The sequence below is a fragment of the Paraburkholderia sp. BR13439 genome, from assembly GCF_040948805.1.
GTDB lineage: Bacteria > Pseudomonadota > Gammaproteobacteria > Burkholderiales > Burkholderiaceae > Paraburkholderia > Paraburkholderia youngii.
Genome location: NZ_JBFPKN010000014.1, coordinates 129,480 through 149,153, shown reverse-complemented (window position 1 = coordinate 149,153; position 19,674 = coordinate 129,480). Strand labels below are relative to the sequence as shown.

The window sequence follows — 19,674 nt, the reverse complement described above, 5'->3', positions numbered from 1 at the left end:
GTTATTGCTTGACCTGATAGTCCGTTGCGAGCGCGGACGGCTGGTCGGCGGGTTCCGGATTCTTCTTGCTGACGTAACGCGCGGCATACGTGCGCCAGTCGATTTCCTTCGGCACGACAGCCTGGTACGAACACACTTCGCGGGGAATCGCTTTTGCCCCGGTGCCAATTGCGTCGCCATCTTTCTCGAATTCGGCGAGCGCATCGATCATGCGGCGACGGAATTCGACGATGGCGAGATCGCTCGCGCCGAGGCGCTCGTCCGAGCGGTTCGCAATCGGGCCCATCGTGACCCACATCGCAATGTCCTGGTTCGGGAAGCCTGAAATGCCGGTGAAATTGCCAGCCTTCATCGCCTGGCGGTCCTGCCAGAAGCGGTTGTCGTGATTGCGCAGCGGGCGATAGTACTGGTCGAGGTCAACACCGACCTGCTGACGCAGGAACTTGCGCCACGTTTCGGTTTCCGGCGTCGTCTCCGGATCGCCCCAGGCGATGAAGTAGAACGCCGTGTTCGTGTCGTCCATCGGCACGTTGATGTTCGCAACGTTGTACAGGTTGTTCGGCGGAATCAGCACCGTTCCCGGCGCCACGAACACCGTGGAGCGCACGTAGTCGTGCGTGTTGGCGTTGAAGATCGGGCGGCGCAGCGCGGCGTAACGGAAGCCGTAGTCGGTGCGCTCGACCTGCAGGCGCGGGGCCTTGTCGGTGGACGGGCGCAACCAGTTCTTCGCGGTCGCTTCGGCGCCGCCCACGCGCGCCGGCACGAAGTCCGACGAATGCAGGCTGGAGCTGTGCGCGGAGTCGATCGCGCCTTCGAGGATTTGCGCCCAATTGCACGGCAGCAGCGCCTTGGCGATGCTCACGCGGGTGTCGGAAGTCGGCGCCCAGGCCGGCGGCACGAATTCGGGGATCGCGTCTTGCGGGCCCATATATGCCCATACCATGCCTCCCCATTCCTGCACCGGGTAGGCCTTGTGCTTGACCTTGTCGGTCATGCAGCTCGCTGCCGGCTCGGACACCATTTCAAGCACGTTGCCCGAGACGTCGAACTTCCAGCCGTGATACAGGCAGCGCAGGCCGGAGTCTTCATTGCGGCCGTAGACGAGCGATGCGCGACGGTGCGGGCAGTACTCGTCCAGCACGCCAACGCTGCCTTCCGAGTCCCGGAATACAACGAGATCCTCGCCAAATACGCGCGCTTTGACCGGCGCGCCGTCCGGCTCGCTGACTTCTTCGATGAGGCAAACCGGCGTCCAGTGCCGGCGCATCAGTTGGCCCATCGGGGCATCGCCTTCGACGCGGCACAGCAATTCATTTTCTTGGTGGGTCAGCATGTAATGTCTCCCGGCGAAAGCTCGCCTTCATCAACAGGTGTTGCTCAACTATATTAGATATCTAGTGAAAATGGCAAGAGCCTTTCGAGACATCCGGGAAAGTACGTATGGTCGAAAGCGACCCTGGCTCAGGAATATTCGATCTCTAATATGAAGTGGCGAGATTCATCGCCGATGGATCGGATTTGCGAGGCGCTGGTGTTCGACCCGGCTAGTCTCGAAAGACGAAAGGATTCAAGCCACGCTGATGGTGGAACGCCGGGAAATTCGCGGCGTTCTATGTTGGACGGCTATGATAGAGCCCTTGATAAAGCCGGATCGAACGGACATGACAGACTCTGTATTGAAAGATGTCGAAGCCCCTGTGCGGGAAAGTGACAATAGTCTTGTGTGGTCAGACGCACGGCTACTCGGCTTCACGCCGATGGATGACGTGCATAAGGAATTCTACGAAGTCGCGCTAAAGCTCGTGACCTGCACCGATGCGAGCGCCCTTGCGGCGATCGAGGAATTCGAAAAGCACGCCGTCAGCCATTTCGAGCAGGAAGACGAATGGATGCGCACGACCAACTTTCCCCCGCGCGATTGCCACATCGAAGAACACGAAGCCGTGCTGAAGTCAGTCCGGGACGTTAAAGCAGCGGTCGAAGCAGGGCAGGCTGGTTGCGCGCTGGTGCATGACATCGGCATGCATCTGTACAACTGGTTTCCCGGACACGCCGACTACCTGGATTCGGCGCTTGCCGCCTGGATGACCAAACAGACGATGGGTGGAAAGCCTGTTGTGTTAAGACGGACGATTTGAAGTTTGCCGTTTCAACCGTCGAAATACACTGGGCGCCATAAGTTGTAGCCAGCAGACTGCTGGCTCAACCCATGTCGCGTAGCTCCCGCCGCAAAATCTCGCGAGCGGTTGATTTCCGTAGCGTCCTTTGCGCGCTCAGAGTTTTACCGCGCTGCGGCTCTCGTCAACGCACCGTCGCTTGCGGGCCTCGCTGCTGGAGTCTCCGCGGACGATATCAGCCCCGTTCAACCACCCGACTCGCGCAGCACGATGTCGCCCAATTCGGCGAGGCGGGCGGCGTCGACGCGCACGCTCGGGCAGGAGATGCCCATGGCGGCGATCATCTCGTCGTGCGCGTCGTAGATGGGGCGAGCCACGCAGCGGATGCCATCGGTGAATTCCTCGTCGTCGATGGCATAGCCGCGCTGACGCGTCAGTTCCAACTCCTGCGCGAGAGCCGGTTCCGAGGTCAGGGTGCGCAACGTGTAGGTGACCAATTCCCCCGGCGCTTCGGCATGGCCGAAAGCGAGGAACGCTTTGCCGAGCGCCGTGCAGTGCAGCGGCGACAGGGCGCCGATCGGATGATCGACCTTGAGCGGCAAGGTCGAGTCGACCTTGTCGATATACCAGACGCGCGCGCCGACCAGCACCGCCAGATGCGTGCACTCCCCGGTGGACGCAGCGAGCCTTTCCAGCGCCGGGCGCCATGCTTCCTTGATCGCCACGACTTCCTCGAGCGTGCGTTGTACCGGCTTGACCTGCTGACTGCCGTTGGAGGCCAGATAGCGCCGGTTGGAATCCTGCGCCGCATAGCCGGCGGCAACCAGCGTCTTCAGAAGATGGGCGGCCATGGATTTGTCCATTTCGAGTTCGCTCGCGAGTTCCGTTAGCCGGACGGGGCCGCGATGAGTCCGCAGATACGTCAGTGCTTCGAGGCCACGAGTCAGGGACTGGAGCAGTCGCATGAATATCCCTCCACGCCAATAAAAGTTTTTCTCTGTAAAACACCAAAAGTTTTACATAGGAAAACTGTAGCCGAAAAATCACCCAATGTAGGGAATTACACGGATTTTTTTACGCTAGATGTGAAGTAATGTTGTGCGTATGCAAATTGAGCGCTGGTGAATGAGGTCGGTCTGACGGGCGAGTTCAGTTTTTAATCCAAGTTGTTTTGCATGCGTCAACTTTACGGAGGCAGGCATGTTGGGGAGACACGGAGTAAAGCGTCGCGCGCTTGTGCTGGCTGCACTACTGGCGTCAGCCGCGGGATTCACGAACCCGGCCTTCGCGGATTCGGGCGAAGTGTCGATCAGCGACTATTTCACGGGCGACATGGGGGAGAAGGCGTTCAACGAACAGCTCGCCAAATTCACCACGGCGACCGGGATCGCAATCAAGCAAAGCCCGGTGGGACACGAAGATTTCAAGTCGGTGATACTGGTGCGCGCGGCCGGGCATAGTCTGCCCGACGTATTCAGTTTCTGGGCGGGCGCCAAGACGCAATTCATCGCCGATTCGAAGAGCTTGCATCCGATCGACGGCATGTGGAAGTCCGCGGGGCTGGATTCCGTGATCTCCAGGCCGATTGCGGCGGCGGCGACGAGCTACAGCGGGCATCGCTATCTTGTGCCGGTCGACTATCACTTCGTCGGCGTTTTCTATAACCCGAAGGTGATGGCCAAGGCGGGCATCACGACGATGCCGACGACGTGGGACGGCTTCCTCGCCATGTGCAAGCAACTCAAGTCGCAAGGCATCACGCCGATTGCGATGGGTTCGAAGAATCGTTGGCCCGCGCAGTTCTGGTTCGACTACATGCTGTTGCGTACCGCGGGGCCGGACTATCGCGCGAAGCTGATGACGGGGCATGCCCGCTACGACGATCCGCAGGTGAGCTCGGTGATGGACCAATGGAAGTCCATGTTCGATGCAGGCTATTTCAACAACAACGCCAACGCGATCGACTGGACCGACGCCGCCGACAAGGTCGCGAAGGGCGATGCCGCGATGACGCTGATGGGCACGTGGATCACGGGCTACTGGAACAACAACCATCTGGTGGCGGGCAAGGACTACGACGTTGCGGTATTCCCGCAGATGCAGGCGGGCGTGCCGAACGTCGCGCTCGGTCCGGTGGACGGCCTCGTGATCTCCGCCAACGCGAAGAACGTGGCGGGTAGCGAAAAACTGCTCGACTACATGGTCAGCAACACCGACGTGCAGTCGGCATGGACGTCGTCCCAAGGTGCGCTGTCGGCCAACGTGAAGGTCGATCAGTCCCACTACAGCCCTGTGATGCAAAAGGCCGCCGCGGCGGTCGAGAAGTCCAACGGCTTCGCCTTCAACTATGACCTCGCCACGCCCCCGCCGGTGTCCGAAGTCGGTCTGTCGATGTTTGCCAAGTTCATCGACCAGCCTGGCGATATCAAGAGCCTGCTGACTCAGACCCAGACGGATGCGCAGGCCGCGTTCAAGAAGCAGTAACACCTCCACGAAGGCGGGTCGCCGTGCGGCGGCCCGTCTTGTTTTCCGGTAGAGACGCGAGATGAGGAAGCACGATCGGCTATGGCGCGTGGTATTTCTGGCGTTGCCGCTGGGCGTTTTCGGAATCCTGGTGGTGGGACCCCTGCTGTCGTCGTTCTATTACAGCTTTACCGACTGGAATGGCTTTTCGTCCGACTATGATTTTGTCGGACTCTCTAATTTCACGAGGATTCGCAACGACCATCTGTTTTCGCATGCGGCGCTCAATACCGCGCTCTGGATCGTTGCCGCTATCGCGTTGCCGACGCTGCTGGGCTTGGGTCTCGCGCTGCTGCTCGATTCGAAGGTGCCCGGTTCCCGCGTGTTCAAGAGCATCTTCTATCTGCCGATCTGCCTGTCGGCCGTGATCGTCGGCCAGATCTGGATATGGATCTATCAGCCCGACTGGGGGCTGCTCAACCTGTTTCTGTCGCACGCGGCGGGAACCCCTCACGACTTTGCGTGGCTCGCTAAACCCAATACGGCGCTGTGGTCCGTGATCGTGGCGTGGTCGTGGCAACAGACCGGGCTGTCGATGGTGATCTATCTCGCCGGGCTCACCGCGATTCCCGAAGACCTGCAGGAGGTCTGCCATATCGAAGGCGCGAGCCGCTGGCAGCGCATCCGCCTCGTGATCCTGCCGTTGCTGACGCCTTCCACCGTGGTCGCGGTGGCGCTGTCGGTGATCAACTCACTGAAGGGTTTCGACATTCTCTACATCATGACCGGCGGTGGACCGTTCAACAGTTCCGATACGCTGGCCATGCACATGTACAACGAGAGCTTCAAGAAATACCACATGGGCTATGGCAGTGCGATTTCCGTGGTGCTGTTCCTGATCGCCGTCTCCGTGATCGGCCTGTATTTCCGTCAGTTGCGCAAGGTGGACCGCATCTATGGATGAGCGTCCGTATGCCCGCTTCAATCCGGCGAGAGCGGCCACTTTCACGATTCTCGTGGTGCTGGCGGTGCTGTTCCTGTTGCCCACTGTCGGCGTGTTGCTGTCGTCGGTGAAGGAGCAGCGCGACATTGCGCTGGGCGATCTTTGGAGCTTGCCGGTCAGGCTGTACCTCGGCAATTTCATCGAAGTGCTGTCGAAGCCCACCGTACACCAGTATTTCGTGAACACGCTGATCGTCACCGTGCCCGCCACGATCGTGTCGACCGCGCTCGGCGTGCTCGCCGGCTACGTATTCGCCAAGCTGCCTTTTCGCGGCTCGAATGGCCTGTTCCTGGTGCTGGTGTCCGGCATGTTCTTTCCGCCGCAGGTGATTCTGATTCCGCTGTTCCGGCTTTTCAATTTTCTCGGCCTGATCAACACACTGTGGCCGGTGTTCCTCGTGCATACGGCGCTGGGCATTCCGATCTGCTCGCTGCTGATGCGCAACTTCTTCGCGACCGTGCCGAGCACGCTGCGTGAAGCGGCGATCATGGAAGGCGCATCCGAGCCGCGGGTGCTGCTGTCGGTGGTGTTGCCGCTCAGTTTGCCGGCGCTCGCGGTGCTGGCGACGCTGCAGTTCACGTGGATCTGGAATGACTTTCTGTGGCCGCTGGTGTTCACGCAATCCGACGAGAAACGCACCATCATGCTCGGCATCGTGAACCTGAATGGCCAGTATTCCGTCGCCTGGGGCGTGCAGGGCGCGTTGTCGATTCTGGCGAGCTTGCCGACGCTGCTGGTGTTTCTGTTCTTCCAGCGTTACTTCATCAAGGGCATGACCATGGGCGCGGTAAAAGGGTGATCGAATGGCGCAATTGAGTCTGCAAGGCATACGCAAATCGTTCGCTGGCCATGAGGTCATCCATGGCGTCGATCTGGACATCGCCGACGGCGAGTTCGTGGTGTTCGTCGGCCCGTCCGGCTGCGGCAAATCGACGATGCTGAGAATGATCGCCGGCCTCGAAGATGTGTCGGGCGGGACGATCCATATTGATGGCCGGGACGTGACGCAGGTGCATCCGTCGAAGCGCGAAATAGCGATGGTGTTCCAGTCCTACGCGTTGTTTCCGCACATGACGGTGGCTGAAAACATCGGCTTCGGACTGCGCCTCGCGGGTGTCGACAAGCGCGAGATCAGGCGGCAGGTGGGCGAGGTCGGCAAGACGCTGCAGCTCGACCGTCTGCTGGAACGCACGCCGAGAGAATTGTCGGGCGGGCAGCGGCAGCGCGTGGCGATCGGGCGCGCCATCATTCGTCATCCGAAGATCTTTCTGTTCGACGAACCGCTTTCGAATCTCGATGCCGCGTTGCGCGTGCAGATGCGCCTCGAGATCGCGCGACTGCATGCGGAGTTGCGCGCCACGATGGTGTACGTCACGCACGACCAGGTCGAGGCGATGACGCTGGCGGACCGGATCGTCGTGTTCAACGGCGGCAAGATCGAACAGGTCGGCACGCCGATGGAGCTCTATGAACGGCCCGCGAATCTGTTCGTCGCGCGCTTTATCGGCGCGCCTGCGATGAACGTGCTGCCGGCGTCGGCGTGGCCGCATCTGACGAGTCCGGATCATGCCGGAGCTCGCTGCGCGCCGGACGGTGTGGACTGTATCGGTATCCGGCCCGAGCACGTCACGCTTTGCGCGCGCGGACAGGCGAGTGTTGGCGGGCGCATCGAACTCGTCGAGCAGCTTGGCGCGGAGACACTGTATTACCTCGGCATCGGCAATGGCCTGCCCACGCTCACGGTACGCTCGCCGCTCGCGCACGCGGTGCGCCGCGGAGACGAAGTCGGACTGAAAGTGGACAGCTCGAGGCTGCATCGCTTCGGCCCGGACGGGATCGCGATCGGGAATCACGCCGCTCGAAGCGATGAACGCACACCATCGCCAACAGATACTATTCAAATAGAGGAAGAAAAATGACGGGATCTCGTTTTCGCGTGGGGATCATCGGTGCGGGTCGCATCTCCGATCTGCACGCCATCGAATACCTGCAAAATCCGTTGGCACGCATCGTCGGCGTCTGCGACAGGGACGTGGCGCAGGCGCGCAGCAAGCTCGCGGCCTGGGGCATTCCCGACGTCGCGGTCGAGGAGGACGTGGATCGCTTCCTCGCGCGTGAGGACATCGATCTGGTCGAAATCCTGTTGCCGCATCATCTGCACCTGCCGGTGGCGCTTAAGGCGATGGCTGCAGGCAAGATCGTGTCGCTGCAAAAACCGATGTGCGTCGATCTCGCCGAGGCGGACCAACTCGTGGCGGCCGCCGAGGCCTATGACCGGCCTTTCAAGGTCTTCGAGAACTTCATCTTCTATCCGCCGGTGCTGAAGGCGCGCGAGCTGATCGATCAGGGCGCGATCGGCACGCCGCTGTCGATCCGCATCAAGTCGAACCCGGCGCGCAGCGCGACGGCGTGGGAAGTGCCGCCGTCCGCATCGGCATGGCGCAGCGAAAAGTCTCACGCGGGCGGCGGGCCGCTCGTATTCGACGACGGGCATCACAAGTTCGCGCTCGCCTGGCATTTCATGGGCGATCCGGAAGAGGTGCATGCGTTTATCGGCGATACCGAAGGTCCGGGCGGCATGCGTTTCGATGCACAGTCGATCATCTCATTCCGGTTTCCCGGCAATCGTGTCGGCAATCTGGAGATCGTCTATTCGCCGGACATGGAACTCATCACGCGACACTATGCGCAGGACGATCGCGTCGAGATCACCGGCACGTCGGGTGTGCTCTTCATCAACGGCGGCCATGGACGGCTCGGGGCGACACCGCCCGTGACCCTGTACCGGGACGGCCAGATCACGACCTACGACGTGCCGAGCGGATGGGAGCAGAGCTTCGTGCTGTCGACCCGGCATTTTCTGAATGCGCTGCGCACGGGCGGGGCGCCGGTGCTGACGGCGAGGGAGGCCCGCCAGGTGCTGCGTTTCGCGTCGGCGGCCGAGCAGTCGGCTCGTGAAGGCAAGGCGATTCGCCTGGCATTTTGACCCGCGAGGGCACAACCATGTCTGATCTCGTTACTCCGTCGAAGCAGCTTCCGGTCACGACAGAAAGCCGCGCCGCCTGGTTGCGCGAGGCGGGCGGGCTGAGCGCGGCGTTCGCGGACGGCCTGCTGTCCGATGTCGTCGAACTGCCTTTGGCCGAAGCGCTCGTGCTGGGTTTGATGAAGCAGGGCGTGACCAAGTATCTGGCGATCTTCGGACACGGCAATACCGCGATCGCCGAGATTCTGCGTATTTACGAGGCGCACGGTCTGGTGAAATGCTGGCAGTTCCGCAACGAAGTGGAAATGGCGCACGCGGCCACCGCGCTTTCGTGGGTCTACGGCGAAGTTCCCGCAGTGCTCACGTCGATCGGGCCCGGCGCGTTGCAGGCGCTCGCCGGCTCGCTGGCCGCGGCGTCGAACGGGGTCGGTGTCTACCATCTGTATGGCGATGAGACGACGCACGGCGAGGGCTACAACATGCAGCAGATTCCTCGGCCGGGGCAGGGACTGTTTGGCTCCCTGACGGAACGGATGGGGGCGTCCTATACGCTGCATACGCCCGCTGCGTTGCGCGATGCGTTGCGCAACGGCAGTGCGGCCGTGTTTCATCCGTGGCGGCCGGCGCCGTTCTATCTCAATCTGCCGCTGAACACGCAACTGGCGCGGGTATCGCTGAGGCTCGATGCGCTTGCGGCCCGACCCGTGTGGCCGCGTTTGCCGATACCGGACGAGGCTTCCCTGGCCGTGGCTGCGAAGCTGATCGGGGGCGCGGAGCGGGTGGCCATCAAGGTCGGTGCCGGCGCGCGTCATGCGGCGGTGGCGGTACGGCGGCTGGCCGAAGCCAGCGGTGCGGTCGCGGTGCTGAGCCCCGGAACGGTTGGTGTGCTGCCCGACGCGCATCCGCATAACCTGCATGTGGCGGGCTCGAAAGGGTCGATCAGCGGCAACTGGGCCATGCAGGAGGCCGAGCTGCTGATCGTGATCGGCAGCCGCGCGGTGTGCCAGTCGGACTGCTCGGGCATCGGCTGGCCCAAGGTCCGTCATGTGGTCAATATCAATACCGATCCGACCGACGTGCAGCACTACAACGAAAGCACCGCGTTGCTGGGAGATGCTGCGGCCATTTGCGAGCGGCTGGCGCTGGCGCTGGCCGGTCCGTTGACCCCGGCGAAATCGGCATGGCTCGACGAGGCCGCGCTCAAGAAAGCCGAGTGGCTGGGCTTGCGCGACGCACGCGCCGGCGGCCCGCGGTGTTTCGATGCGGTCTGGCGGCGCGAGGTGCTGACGCAACCGCAGGCCATCGCCATCGCCGAGCGTTTTTGCCGCGAGATCGGTGCGCTGAAGTTTTTCGATGCCGGCGACGTGCAGGCTAACGGCTTCCAGGTGATCCGCGACGACTTGCCCGGCGAAACGTATACCGAGTCCGGCGCGTCGTATATGGGTTTCGCCGTTTCCGCGCTGCTGTCTCAGGCGATCGCGCGGCAAGGATGCTATGGCGTCGCGTTCACCGGCGACGGCTCGTTCATGATGAATCCGCAGATCCTGATCGACGGTATCGAGCATGGCGTGCACGGCACCATCCTGCTGCTCGACAACCGCCGCATGGCGGCGATCAGCAGCTTGCAGGAAGCGCAGTTCGATACCGATTACCGCACCAACGATTCGGTCGCCGTCGATTATGTGGCGATGGCGGGAGCGGTGGCGGGCGTACTGGCGTTGTCGGCGGGCGATACGGAACGAGGTCTGCGCGATGCGCTCGCGAAGGCGCACGCTCACCCTGGCCTGAGTCTGATTCACGTGCCGGTCTATTACGGTGCGGACCCCGCAGGCGGGATGGGTGCGTATGGCCAGTGGAACGTCGGCCCGTGGTCCGACGGCGTGCAGGACGCTTATACGAAGACGCGAATCTGAAGGGGCGAGCATGTACGAATCTTGTGGCCTGCTGATCGATGGCGCGTGGCGCTGTGCGTCCGACGGTGAATCCATCGTGGTCAGAAGTCCGGCGACCGGCGAGCCGGTTGGCAGCATGCCCGCCGCGACCGAAGCGGACGAAGCCGCTGCGCTCATGTGAAGAAGGTTACGATGGAGCTGGGCGGACATGCGCCGGTGATCGTCCATGCCGACGCGGACCCCGTGGAAAGCGCGAAAAGGCTCGCAACGACGAGGTTCCGCAATTGTGGTCAGGTCTGCATCTCGCCGTCGCGGTTCTATGTGCACCGGTCGATCCTGATGCCGTTTGCGTGGCGAGCGCACTGTCGCTGATCGAGGATGCCCGCGCCCGTGGTGCGCGAGTATTGGATACATTCGTCATCGCCTGATCGTAAGGAATGGGACATGAATCAAAAACCGCGTGGCCTGGACAATGGCCTGACGAACTACGGTGATCACGACTTCGCGCGCTATCTGCGCCGGTCGTTTGCCAAATCGATGGGCTACACCGGCGAATCGCTCGACAAGCCGATCGTCGGCATCTGCACCTCGGAGAGTGGTTTCAACAACTGCCATCGTCACTTCCCCGAAATGGTCAAGGCGGTCGAGCGCGGTGTGCTCGCGGCGGGCGCGTTGCCGGTGGTATTTCCGGTGATTTCGCTTGGCGAGGTATTCCTTTCGCCGACTTCGCTGGTCTATCGCAACCTGATGGCGATGGCCGTCGAGGAAATGATCCGCGCCCAGCCGATGGATGCGGTGGTGATGCTCGGCGGATGCGACAAGACCGTGCCGGCGATGTTGATGGGCGCGATCTCCGCAGGGCGGCCCGCCGCCATGGTGGTGGCCGGTCCGATGATGACCGGTCGACATCGCGGCGAGCGGCTTGGCGCTTGCACGGACTGCCGCCGCTTCTGGGCGAATTTCCGCGCGGGGAAAGTCCCGGAGCAGGAGATCAGGCAGGTGGAGGGGCGTCTGGCCGTCACCGCGGGAACGTGTGCGGTCATGGGTACGGCGTCGACGATGGCGCTGATCGCGGAAACGCTGGGCATGATGCTGCCCGGGTCGGCGGCGATCCCGGCCGTGCACGCGGATCGTCTGCGCAATTGCGAGGAAACCGGAGCGCTGGTTGCGCGCATGGCCCTCGATGGCGGACCGAAACCGGCCGAGATCGTGACGCCCGCATCGGTGCGCAACGCGTTGCGCGTATTGTTGGCGGTCTCTGGTTCGACCAACGCCGTGATTCATCTGGCGGCGATCGCCGGTCGTATCGGACTGAAAATCGATTACGACGAGTTCAACCGGCTGTCAGATGAAACGCCGGTACTCGTGGATCTCAAGCCGGTAGGCAACGGCTACATGGAGGATTTCCATGCGGCCGGCGGGCTGGAGGGCGTTCTGCGCGGACTGATGCCCCAACTCGATCTGACTTGTCGCGACATCGCCGGGCAGAGCCTCGATGAGCGGTTGAACAAGCCGCTTGCCGATCCGATCGATACGGCAGTGATCCGCTCGACGGAGAAACCGGTCAGTGCCGAGGGCGGGCTGATCGTTCTGAACGGCAGCCTGGCGCCTGACGGTGCTGTTCTGAAGCGCGCCGCCGCTACCCCCGAACTGCTCGAACACGAAGGGCGCGCGGTGGTATTTACTTCGCTCGAAGATCTGGCCGCGCGCATCGACGACCCCGATCTGGACGTTCGCGCGGACGACATTCTCGTGTTGCAGAACGCCGGGCCGCGCAGTGCTTCAGGCATGCCCGAGGCCGGCTATCTGCCGATTCCGCAGAAACTTGCGCGGGCGGGGGTGAAGGACATGGTGCGCATTTCCGATGCGCGCATGTCGGGTACCGCATACGGGACCATCGTGCTTCACGTGACGCCGGAGGCCGCGCTCGGCGGCCCGCTGGCGCTGGTGCGCAACGGCGACCGGATCCGGCTGTCGGCGCGGGACAAGCGGATCGATCTGCTGGTTGACGAGGCCGAACTGGCGCGTCGTGCCACTGAGCTTCGTCCGGCGGAAGGGATGTATGCGCGCGGTTACCAGCGGCTTTATCACGATCACGTGCTATCCGCCGCGGCAGGGTGCGATTTTGATTTCCTCACCGCCTTTCCTTCCGACGAGTTCAAGTAAGCTCATCCGCCCCAGCGGTGTCGTCGAAAATGCGCTCGTCGAATTCGATCGGGAAGGGGGCGTTCCGGCTCAGCGTTCCGGCGTCGGATGCGTTCCGGTACTCGGCAAGACGGGCCGAAACGATGTTTCGAATGTGATTCCCGACTATCGCGGTTTGCTTGGGCCCCAGTGTTTCGAGGCGACCCAGCAGGTCGCCGGGGAAGCGAAGCGAAATGTAGGGAGTATCGGGCCCGGCTGGGTTGCGCACCAGCAGCACGTTCAACCGACCGTCCGCCGCAGCCTCTTCGCTGTAGATAGCGTCATCGTGGAAGGAGCGCGATACCGCCTGGGCGACGCGCTCCAGAACACTGCGAGTGATCTGATAGATGGGCATATTCGTCTCCTGATCGGACGCCCGACAATCGTATCACTTTCCCTTTTTCGCGCCCGCACGTAGCGCGTCACCCTGGTACGCGTCGCCGACCTCAGGCAAATTTGTTTGAGGCTGCGTTATACTCAATTCCATGGATACGAAACCGACCTCGCTGAAACTGCACCGTTGGTGGCACGCCTGAATCCGGCGGCCCGTTTCCACACACATACGCATATTCGCAAACGTGATGCCGCCAGTCCTGGCGGCATTTTCGTTTCAGCACGCTCATGGCTGGTGGCATCCAAATCAGGAACCTCCTGTCCATGACACACACTAACCGCCCCACGATCTTGACCGGTGACCGCACCACCGGCCCGCTTCACCTCGGCCACTATATCGGCTCGCTGCGTGCGCGCGTCCAACTTCAGCATGAGGCACAGCAGTTCCTGCTTCTCGCTGACACGCAGGCGTTAACCGACAACGTCGGCCGGCATCAGAAGGTTACCCAGAACGTCATCGAAGTAGCGCTCGACTATCTTGCGGTGGGCATCGACCCAGCGAAGTCGACCATCTTCATCCAGTCCCAGGTGCCAGAACTGGCCGAGCTGTTTCAGTATCTGCTGAACGTCGTGACGGTCGCGCGCCTCGAGCGAAACCCGACCATCAAGGAGGAGATTCGCCTGCGCGGTTTCGAACGCGACATCCCGGCGGGCTTCCTGACGTATCCGATCAGTCAGGCGGCTGATATCACCGCGTTCAAGGCAACCCACGTACCCGTGGGCGATGACCAGCTACCGATGATCGAGCAGACCAACGAATTGGTGCGGCGCTTTAACAACACCGTCGACCGACCTGTGCTGGTCGAATGCGAGGCGGTGCTGTCACAGGTCACGCGATTACCCGGCATCGATGGCAAAGCGAAGATGAGCAAGTCCCTCGGGAACGCCATCGCACTAGGCGCTACGCCGGACGAAATCACCAGGGCGGTCAACAACATGTACACCGACCAGAACCACTTGCGAGTCAGCGATCCTGGTCAGGTGGAAGGCAATGTCGTGTTCGCGTTTCTCGATGCGTTCGAGCCGGACGTGCAGAAAGTCGACGAACTGAAATCCCACTATCGGCGGGGTGGACTCGGCGATAGCGTGATCAAGCGCGTGCTGAACGAGCGGCTCCAGTCGCTCATTGAACCGATTCGCACACGACGTCGCGAGCTGGAGCAAGACCCGGCCGAGGTGCTTGCGATCCTGCGTCGCGGTACGATGCGCGCACGGGAGGTGGCTGGAGAAACTTTGTCGGAGGTCAAAAGCGCGCTGGGCTTGACCTACTTTCAGAGCTGAACAGAGGAGATCGGCTGTGTCGCGCCCGCCCGCTATTCCCCCACGTTCCATCACGTCAGTGAGGTAGGCGACGTCGTCAGTCTCCGACAGCGGCGTTGCCAGATGTTCACCAAAAAGCTCCAGCGCCTCTTTCGTATAGGGCTGTTGCCAGTGCCAGTCCAACGCAGCCTGATCTTTCCAGCGCTCGAACTTCGCGATCCGTCTGACGAAGGCGAGAACGATGTCGTCCTCCGCTCGCTTCGGTGAGCATCAGGTAGGCGTCGTCGTGCGTCACGTGCCTGTTTATTTTCGACGGCGGCAAGAATCAGCAATCGCGGTGGCGGATTTCGCAATTGCCGCGTCGAGGCACAACCGGCAGCATGGAGTCACATCATGCATCGCTCTCCCTTGCCGGGGTCGCTTCAATGCTGCATCGCGACAACGGTTCGCCATTTTTATTGGCGGTTTTTGGCCCTGGGTCGATTCAAATCCTCGAAGAATCGGTTGCTGCCGCAGAAGGCGATGATGAACCGCATGATCTGGCCAGGTATTCGCAACGAAATCGAAATCTCGAAGCTGGACTGTGCGGTCGTCTTATCCGACGACACATCGAGGGCGCAACAAATCACGGAATCGTCGCGCCGCAGGAGCCTTAAGAGCATTTTCCGACCTCTGGAGATCGTGATGCAAACGCTGTCACACTGGATCGTTGTTCTTACCAATGCGTACATGGAATACACGACGTGCAATTGGAATGCCACGCACGTCTACCGGCGCACGGTTGGATACGACCAGGTGATATGGTGCTGAACGGGAGGCGGCTTGTTGTTCCTTGCGGTGCGTGACGGTTCTCGTTCAACACTCGCGGGTTGTAAATTACGCCTTTTTCACGTAGGCGTTACACCATCCTTTTGCTTCGACCAGCTTGCCCCCATACGTCGGGCACGGCCCATTCGTGGAACCGGGTTTGCCCTGATACAGTTGGCAATTGGCGCAAGTCTGCCCCGTCTGGTACCGAGGAAATTTTGCCTTGTCGACCTTCGACGCGTCCATCTTGTATCCGAGCGCCTGTGCGGTCGGATCGTTTTCGGCGAGCACGGGCGCGTCCGCGTTTGACTTCGTCGAGAGAACGGTCGTCGAGGCAACGGATGCGGCAAGTATCATGAAATGACGGCGAGAGAGCGACACGATCGAAACTCCTTTCGAGGCACAATCAGACGGCCGCAAAGTGACGGTGAACCGGTCAATCGCGAACCGCCTCGTCATAACACATGAGCAATCGGCATACCTTTCGATTGTCGAACACCGGTTTCGCAGCCCGGTTGCTGCTCGACATATCACATTGCGACATATTGAAAGCGAGGACGTGCGCGGTCCCGCATGACTCTCGTGTCATCTGTCTACCGGCGAACGCATGTCATTGCTGCTTGACGTGCAGATCGTTGTTCACGGATTGCACCCCCGGTACGCTGTGGGTCACCGCAAGTGCCTCCAGAATCTGAGCCTCTGAATCCACGTCTCCCGACAACTGCACGACGCCTCGATACGTTGCCACGCTGAGCGGCAACGATCGTAGCGTGGGGTCCGCGGCAAGCGCCTGCTTCACCCGGCCGGCGAGCGTGGCGTCGTCAGTGGCGACTGCCGTCGGCGCGGTCGCGGACGGTCTCGCTGTGGTTGTCGATTTGCAGCCGTTGGTGAACATGAACGCGAGCAACGCGAACATAGCGACGATCAGTAACCGGCCTTGGATGTAGGGCGCCTTTCGCATTGAAGTCGATTTCCTGAAGAAGCTCTGAATGAAACATTCGTACATTCAATTCATCTAAACGAAGCGGTCCGGCTTTCTCGAGTATACGGCGTCGGGCGGGGCTTGGACGATTCGACCACGCATCCTCAAAGGTGGCGGTTATTCGACGTCGAGGAGCGGTAAATGCCGGCGTTGAAACCACGCCAGTCCTGGCTACACGCTTTCCCGCCCACCGCCTTCGCGATCGTCATGGCGACAGGCATCGTCTCCGTCGCTGCGCATCTGCTTGACGACGACCTCGTTGGCTGGCTCCTTCTCGGCATCAATGCGGTGACGTGGCCTGTCTTGCTCGCCATCACGTTATGCCGTCTGTTGCGCTATCCGCGCGGTGCATGCCGATGTTGTCGATCACAGCCGCGGGCCGCGCTTTCTGACCGCTGGTCGCGGCGGCGGCCGTGCTCGGCAGCCAACTATCGGTGTATCACGTCCTGCCGCGCGTCGTGCCATGGTTCCTCGGTCTCGCGGCCGCGATGTGGCTCGTCATCACCTATACGTTTGTCGATGCCGTTACTCGTTTCGATAGCGACCGTCGTCACGGGGTCTCAAGCTGGCGGAGAGCGAGGCTCCGCCTTGGCCGAGACGATGCGGCATGCGGCGCGCAGCGCGGCGCTGAACGGTCATTGCGCGCAACTCAACCGAAAGCGCGGAATCGCCTAGACTACATAACCTACGGACGCTGTCGTCCCGCGACTCTATCCGGCCATGGCGCATATCTTTTTCGCAGCTTCGATTCAGCGACATATCGCAACGCCCGAGCGCGAGATCGACGCGCGCACACTCGGCGAAGCGCTCGAAGCCGTGTTCGTCGCGCAACCTCGACTGCGCGGCTACATCCTTGACGATCAGGGCTCGCTGCGGCCGCATCTCGCGGTGTTCGTCGACGGCCGGCGGGTCCACGACCGGGAACATCTGTCCGACGCGCTCGGCGAGCAAAGCCGGGTTTACGTGGTTCAGGCGCTGTCGGGCGGGTGAGAGGCCTATCAGTACTCGAGGAGTCACTCGATATGAGCGATCGATTGCTTGTCGCGACCCGCAAGGGCCTGTTCGATGTCAGAGCCGATGGTGAGGGCGGCTGGCACTTCGGCGATCTGCATTTCGCCGGCGAGCCAGTGAGTATGGTGCTGCGCGATCCGCGCGACAGCTCGCTGTATGCGGCGCTCAATCTCGGCCACTTCGGCGTGAAGCTGCATCGCCGGCGCGCGGGCATCGCGGATTGGGAGGAGTGCGCGGTTCCGGTCTACCCGCCGCAGCCTGCCGACGAGACGCCTGCCGGAAACGGCGCGCACGCGAGCGCAGGCGCCGACAGCGATGACGAAGCCCCGCCCAGCCGGCCAGCCACTCCCTGGACGCTTCAGCAGATATGGTCGCTTGAAACAGGCGGCCCCGACGAGCCAGGCGTCTTGTGGGCCGGCACGATTCCAGGCGGGCTTTTCCGTTCCGGCGATGGCGGCGACACGTGGGTGCTCAACCGCGCGCTGTGGGATCGCCCGGAGCGCCGTGAATGGTTCGGAGGCGGCTACGACGCGGCGGGAATCCATTCCGTGATGGTCGATCCGCGCGACAGCCGGCACGTGACGATCGGTGTATCGTGCGGCGGCGTCTGGCAAACCGACGACGGCGGCGCGAGCTGGCGCGTGAGTGCCGAGGGCATGGAAGCCGACTACATGCCGCCGGAGCGGCGCGGCGACGCCAACGTGCAAGACCCGCACCGCGTCGTGCAATGCCCGGCAAACCCGGATGCGCTGTGGACTCAGCATCACTGCGCCATCTTCCGCTCGCTCGACGGTGCGGCTCACTGGCAGCGGATCGAAGCGCAGCCATCGAGCTTCGGCTTCGCGGTTGCCGTCCATCCGCGCGACCCGGACACCGCGTGGTTCGTGCCTGCCGTGAAAGACCAGTGCCGCATTCCGGTGGACGGCCAATTCGTTGTCACGCGCACACGCGACGGCGGCCGCACGTTCGAACGTTTCTCCAACGGGTTGCCGCGAAAACCGGCGTATGACCTCGTGTATCGGCACGGGCTCGCGGTGGATGACTCTGGCATGCGCCTCGCGATGGGGTCGACCACCGGCTCGCTCTGGACGTCCGACGACGGCGGTGAAAACTGGCAATTGATTTCAGCGCATTTGCCGCCTGTTTATTGTGTTCGGTTTGGCTGAGGGTTCTGCGTCAGAAGACTTTCGAGGCGGCGGCGCGCGCGCCATGCCCACATTAGTCAGCGTGCCGCCACGCGTATCAACCTTGCCGCCGGACCCGGCTCCCGCGGCGCGTCTGCCTGGTCAACGGCGACGCGCCACTTCGGAAACGTGCCGGAGCCGTCGACTGTCCACGACTCGCCCATTTCGTCGACATACATCGCGTTCGCGCTTCGCCTGGCCGCCGACGCGCGCCGCAGCGCGCCCGGCGCAGCGCGTTCGAATGACCGGCTGCCCAGTTCGTTGAACACTGTCGCAAGCGGCCGCCGCGCTTGCCCAGACCGGCTGAGCGGTGTGGCAAGCGGTCCGGCGGGCGCGCGCAGCACCGCGTCGGCGGGCTCGCGGCCGGCGAGGATTGCGCCGAGCAGCGCGGACGGACCGCTCGAAGCCGATGTCTCGCTGGACGCATCGGCGGCGCGCTTCGCGTTCGGTGAATCGAGTGCGAGCGGTTCGCTCGCGCCATCGATCTGCACGACGAGGATCACGTGCCAGTCGTCCGGCGTGTTGTTGTAGCGCGGCGCGAGCGATACGAGACGCAGCCGTTCGATGTCGAAACCCGCGTCGCGCAGCAGCAGGTATTTGGCGACGGCGAAGTCCTTGCACACGCCGCTTTCGGCAAAGAACCGTGCCGGCGCGTAGTAGCTGCCGTCGGTTCCGTCGCGGTAGCGGACCTCGTTGACGAGAGCGTCAGCGAGCAGCACGGCTGACGCGTCGCCGGCCTTCGCGCGCTCTGCCCGCACCTGCGCAACGAGGCGGGTCCAGCCGGCGGGTTCGCGCATCAGGTGGCCGCGCAGCGCCTCGCGCAGGCGCTGTACGCGGCCGATAGCATCCGACGATGGTTCGAGCTGCCTGTCGGCAAGCGGCAGCAGGAACATCAGGTCGCCGACTTGCGCGAGTTCCGGGCGGATCTTGCGGTTGGCTTCCCACCACGTCCCGGTGCGCAGGCGCTCGATGCCAGCTTTCAGCTCGCGAGGCGTCGTCGAATCGCTGGGACCCGCATCGAGCGTGCCGGACGCATAGCGTTGCGATGCGTCCGGCAGGTTCGCGGCGCCGGCGACGATGGGCAACAGCGCCGCGGCTGCGAGCGAGCACTGGAGAAAGCAGAGGAGCAGTCGAGCGAGCGGCATAGGTAGACTCCAGGAAGCCACACCGGACGCCGATGCGCGACAGTGTTTCGAAGTCCCTCCGATGGCGTCTTACGCCATCCAGCGCAGGGCAACGCGGGCTGAACCCAACACTGCACGCGACGTGCCAATTCGTCATATTTCTCTACTTCGTTGATTTACAAAGAGATTGGCTTTGTGGTTCGAGTGCCGCGAACGCTCCGTGGCGCCCAACGCCCAACAGACACGCGATAGCTGTTCGCGCTATCCGCAC

The 19,674-nt window shown here is 62.3% G+C and carries 20 protein-coding genes and 1 pseudogene; 15 read left to right on the top strand and 6 right to left on the bottom strand.

The window, feature by feature from the left end:
- Position 1: 1 nt before the first annotated feature.
- Positions 2-1,333, bottom strand: a complete 1,332-nt coding sequence (locus tag AB3X96_RS26055) for a Rieske 2Fe-2S domain-containing protein (protein ID WP_176111155.1) — start codon at positions 1,331-1,333, stop codon at positions 2-4.
- A 328-nt stretch (positions 1,334-1,661) separates the two neighbouring features.
- On the opposite strand from AB3X96_RS26055, the gene AB3X96_RS26050 reads away from it, so the two are divergent.
- A complete protein-coding gene (locus AB3X96_RS26050) occupies positions 1,662-2,138 on the top strand; it encodes a bacteriohemerythrin (protein WP_368591972.1) in 477 nt (158 codons plus the stop codon).
- Positions 2,139-2,362: 224 nt separating this feature from the next.
- Here AB3X96_RS26050 and AB3X96_RS26045 read toward each other — a convergent pair whose 3' ends face one another.
- On the bottom strand, positions 2,363-3,082 hold the full coding sequence (locus AB3X96_RS26045; protein ID WP_368591971.1) for an IclR family transcriptional regulator: 720 nt from the start codon (positions 3,080-3,082) through the stop codon (positions 2,363-2,365).
- A 235-nt stretch (positions 3,083-3,317) separates the two neighbouring features.
- Between AB3X96_RS26045 and AB3X96_RS26040 the strand changes: the two genes are divergently transcribed.
- The 9 genes and pseudogenes from AB3X96_RS26040 (at position 3,318) to AB3X96_RS26000 (ending at position 12,624) form a co-directional block, all read left to right on the top strand.
- Entirely contained in the window at positions 3,318-4,601 is a 1,284-nt protein-coding gene (locus tag AB3X96_RS26040; RefSeq protein ID WP_368591970.1) for an ABC transporter substrate-binding protein, read from the top strand.
- Positions 4,602-4,662: 61 nt separating this feature from the next.
- Positions 4,663-5,544, top strand: a complete 882-nt coding sequence (locus AB3X96_RS26035; RefSeq protein ID WP_368591969.1) for a carbohydrate ABC transporter permease — start codon at positions 4,663-4,665, stop codon at positions 5,542-5,544.
- Complete coding sequence (locus tag AB3X96_RS26030) at positions 5,537-6,382, top strand: carbohydrate ABC transporter permease (protein WP_368591968.1); 846 nt, start codon at positions 5,537-5,539, stop codon at positions 6,380-6,382. The genes AB3X96_RS26035 and AB3X96_RS26030 overlap by 8 nt, the downstream gene beginning before the upstream one ends.
- Positions 6,383-6,386: 4 nt before the next feature.
- Complete coding sequence (locus AB3X96_RS26025) at positions 6,387-7,502, top strand: ABC transporter ATP-binding protein (protein ID WP_368591967.1); 1,116 nt, start codon at positions 6,387-6,389, stop codon at positions 7,500-7,502.
- On the top strand, positions 7,499-8,569 hold the full coding sequence (locus AB3X96_RS26020) for a Gfo/Idh/MocA family protein (protein ID WP_368591966.1): 1,071 nt from the start codon (positions 7,499-7,501) through the stop codon (positions 8,567-8,569). Before AB3X96_RS26025 ends, AB3X96_RS26020 begins: the two co-directional genes overlap by 4 nt.
- 17 nt (positions 8,570-8,586) lie before the next feature.
- Entirely contained in the window at positions 8,587-10,479 is a 1,893-nt protein-coding gene (locus AB3X96_RS26015) for a thiamine pyrophosphate-dependent enzyme (RefSeq protein WP_368591965.1), read from the top strand.
- Positions 10,480-10,489: 10 nt separating this feature from the next.
- Positions 10,490-10,639: a hypothetical protein gene (locus AB3X96_RS26010; protein WP_368591964.1), complete on the top strand. Its 150-nt coding sequence runs from the start codon at positions 10,490-10,492 to the stop codon at positions 10,637-10,639.
- Positions 10,633-10,794 (top strand): annotated as a pseudogene (locus AB3X96_RS26005) (aldehyde dehydrogenase family protein); the annotation flags it as partial. The gene AB3X96_RS26010 and the pseudogene AB3X96_RS26005, both read left to right, overlap by 7 nt.
- A 108-nt stretch (positions 10,795-10,902) precedes the next feature.
- Positions 10,903-12,624 carry an IlvD/Edd family dehydratase gene (locus AB3X96_RS26000; protein WP_368592052.1) on the top strand — a complete coding sequence of 574 codons (1,722 nt, stop codon included), beginning with the start codon at positions 10,903-10,905 and terminating at the stop codon, positions 12,622-12,624.
- Here the strand turns inward: AB3X96_RS26000 and AB3X96_RS25995 are convergent.
- Positions 12,617-12,997 (bottom strand): hypothetical protein, encoded by a 381-nt coding sequence (locus tag AB3X96_RS25995; protein WP_176122055.1) that lies wholly within the window; start codon positions 12,995-12,997, stop codon positions 12,617-12,619. The genes AB3X96_RS26000 and AB3X96_RS25995 overlap by 8 nt on opposite strands.
- 302 nt (positions 12,998-13,299) lie before the next feature.
- Between AB3X96_RS25995 and trpS the strand changes: the two genes are divergently transcribed.
- Together trpS and AB3X96_RS25985 are read left to right on the top strand one after the other, a co-directional pair.
- Entirely contained in the window at positions 13,300-14,316 is a 1,017-nt protein-coding gene (gene trpS, locus AB3X96_RS25990) for a tryptophan--tRNA ligase (protein WP_176378171.1), read from the top strand.
- Between the two features lie 372 nt (positions 14,317-14,688).
- The gene (locus AB3X96_RS25985) at positions 14,689-15,105 is read left to right on the top strand and encodes a hypothetical protein (protein ID WP_368592058.1); all 417 of its coding nucleotides are present in this window, start codon (positions 14,689-14,691) and stop codon (positions 15,103-15,105) included.
- 66 nt (positions 15,106-15,171) lie between these two features.
- Here the strand turns inward: AB3X96_RS25985 and AB3X96_RS25980 are convergent, their stop codons facing one another.
- Positions 15,172-15,483: a high-potential iron-sulfur protein gene (locus AB3X96_RS25980; protein WP_368591963.1), complete on the bottom strand. Its 312-nt coding sequence runs from the start codon at positions 15,481-15,483 to the stop codon at positions 15,172-15,174.
- Positions 15,484-15,712: 229 nt separating this feature from the next.
- On the bottom strand, positions 15,713-16,063 hold the full coding sequence (locus AB3X96_RS25975; protein WP_368591962.1) for a BON domain-containing protein: 351 nt from the start codon (positions 16,061-16,063) through the stop codon (positions 15,713-15,715).
- A gap of 162 nt (positions 16,064-16,225) precedes the next feature.
- On the opposite strand from AB3X96_RS25975, the gene AB3X96_RS25970 reads away from it, so the two are divergent.
- Genes AB3X96_RS25970 through AB3X96_RS25960 form a run of 3 tightly spaced genes read left to right on the top strand, consistent with a single transcriptional unit; the run spans position 16,226 to position 18,261 of the window.
- On the top strand, positions 16,226-16,759 hold the full coding sequence (locus AB3X96_RS25970; protein WP_368591961.1) for a hypothetical protein: 534 nt from the start codon (positions 16,226-16,228) through the stop codon (positions 16,757-16,759).
- A gap of 45 nt (positions 16,760-16,804) precedes the next feature.
- Positions 16,805-17,074, top strand: coding sequence for a MoaD/ThiS family protein (locus AB3X96_RS25965; RefSeq protein ID WP_013093592.1), 270 nt, complete (start codon positions 16,805-16,807; stop codon positions 17,072-17,074).
- Between the two features lie 32 nt (positions 17,075-17,106).
- Positions 17,107-18,261, top strand: coding sequence for an exo-alpha-sialidase (locus AB3X96_RS25960; protein ID WP_176111141.1), 1,155 nt, complete (start codon positions 17,107-17,109; stop codon positions 18,259-18,261).
- 56 nt (positions 18,262-18,317) lie between these two features.
- Here AB3X96_RS25960 and AB3X96_RS25955 read toward each other — a convergent pair whose 3' ends face one another.
- Positions 18,318-19,424 carry a transglutaminase domain-containing protein gene (locus tag AB3X96_RS25955; RefSeq protein ID WP_368591960.1) on the bottom strand — a complete coding sequence of 369 codons (1,107 nt, stop codon included), beginning with the start codon at positions 19,422-19,424 and terminating at the stop codon, positions 18,318-18,320.
- Positions 19,425-19,674 lie beyond the last annotated feature (250 nt).

What these genes read in the sequence shown, in the direction of transcription:
- AB3X96_RS25975 (WP_368591962.1), bottom strand. Translation starts at nt 16,063, where the DNA reads ATGCGAAAGGCGCCCTACATCCAAGGCCGGTTACTGATCGTCGCTATG.
- AB3X96_RS26040 (WP_368591970.1), top strand. Translation starts at nt 3,318, where the DNA reads ATGTTGGGGAGACACGGAGTAAAGCGTCGCGCGCTTGTGCTGGCTGCA.
- AB3X96_RS26015 (WP_368591965.1), top strand. Translation starts at nt 8,587, where the DNA reads ATGTCTGATCTCGTTACTCCGTCGAAGCAGCTTCCGGTCACGACAGAA.
- AB3X96_RS26025 (WP_368591967.1), top strand. Translation starts at nt 6,387, where the DNA reads ATGGCGCAATTGAGTCTGCAAGGCATACGCAAATCGTTCGCTGGCCAT.
- AB3X96_RS25970 (WP_368591961.1), top strand. Translation starts at nt 16,226, where the DNA reads ATGCCGGCGTTGAAACCACGCCAGTCCTGGCTACACGCTTTCCCGCCC.
- AB3X96_RS26045 (WP_368591971.1), bottom strand. Translation starts at nt 3,082, where the DNA reads ATGCGACTGCTCCAGTCCCTGACTCGTGGCCTCGAAGCACTGACGTAT.
- AB3X96_RS25955 (WP_368591960.1), bottom strand. Translation starts at nt 19,424, where the DNA reads ATGCCGCTCGCTCGACTGCTCCTCTGCTTTCTCCAGTGCTCGCTCGCA.
- AB3X96_RS26055 (WP_176111155.1), bottom strand. Translation starts at nt 1,333, where the DNA reads ATGCTGACCCACCAAGAAAATGAATTGCTGTGCCGCGTCGAAGGCGAT.
- AB3X96_RS26035 (WP_368591969.1), top strand. Translation starts at nt 4,663, where the DNA reads ATGAGGAAGCACGATCGGCTATGGCGCGTGGTATTTCTGGCGTTGCCG.
- AB3X96_RS26030 (WP_368591968.1), top strand. Translation starts at nt 5,537, where the DNA reads ATGGATGAGCGTCCGTATGCCCGCTTCAATCCGGCGAGAGCGGCCACT.
- AB3X96_RS25960 (WP_176111141.1), top strand. Translation starts at nt 17,107, where the DNA reads ATGAGCGATCGATTGCTTGTCGCGACCCGCAAGGGCCTGTTCGATGTC.
- AB3X96_RS25985 (WP_368592058.1), top strand. Translation starts at nt 14,689, where the DNA reads ATGCATCGCTCTCCCTTGCCGGGGTCGCTTCAATGCTGCATCGCGACA.
- AB3X96_RS26000 (WP_368592052.1), top strand. Translation starts at nt 10,903, where the DNA reads ATGAATCAAAAACCGCGTGGCCTGGACAATGGCCTGACGAACTACGGT.
- AB3X96_RS25995 (WP_176122055.1), bottom strand. Translation starts at nt 12,997, where the DNA reads ATGCCCATCTATCAGATCACTCGCAGTGTTCTGGAGCGCGTCGCCCAG.
- AB3X96_RS26010 (WP_368591964.1), top strand. Translation starts at nt 10,490, where the DNA reads ATGTACGAATCTTGTGGCCTGCTGATCGATGGCGCGTGGCGCTGTGCG.
- AB3X96_RS25965 (WP_013093592.1), top strand. Translation starts at nt 16,805, where the DNA reads ATGGCGCATATCTTTTTCGCAGCTTCGATTCAGCGACATATCGCAACG.
- AB3X96_RS26050 (WP_368591972.1), top strand. Translation starts at nt 1,662, where the DNA reads ATGACAGACTCTGTATTGAAAGATGTCGAAGCCCCTGTGCGGGAAAGT.
- AB3X96_RS26020 (WP_368591966.1), top strand. Translation starts at nt 7,499, where the DNA reads ATGACGGGATCTCGTTTTCGCGTGGGGATCATCGGTGCGGGTCGCATC.
- trpS (WP_176378171.1), top strand. Translation starts at nt 13,300, where the DNA reads ATGACACACACTAACCGCCCCACGATCTTGACCGGTGACCGCACCACC.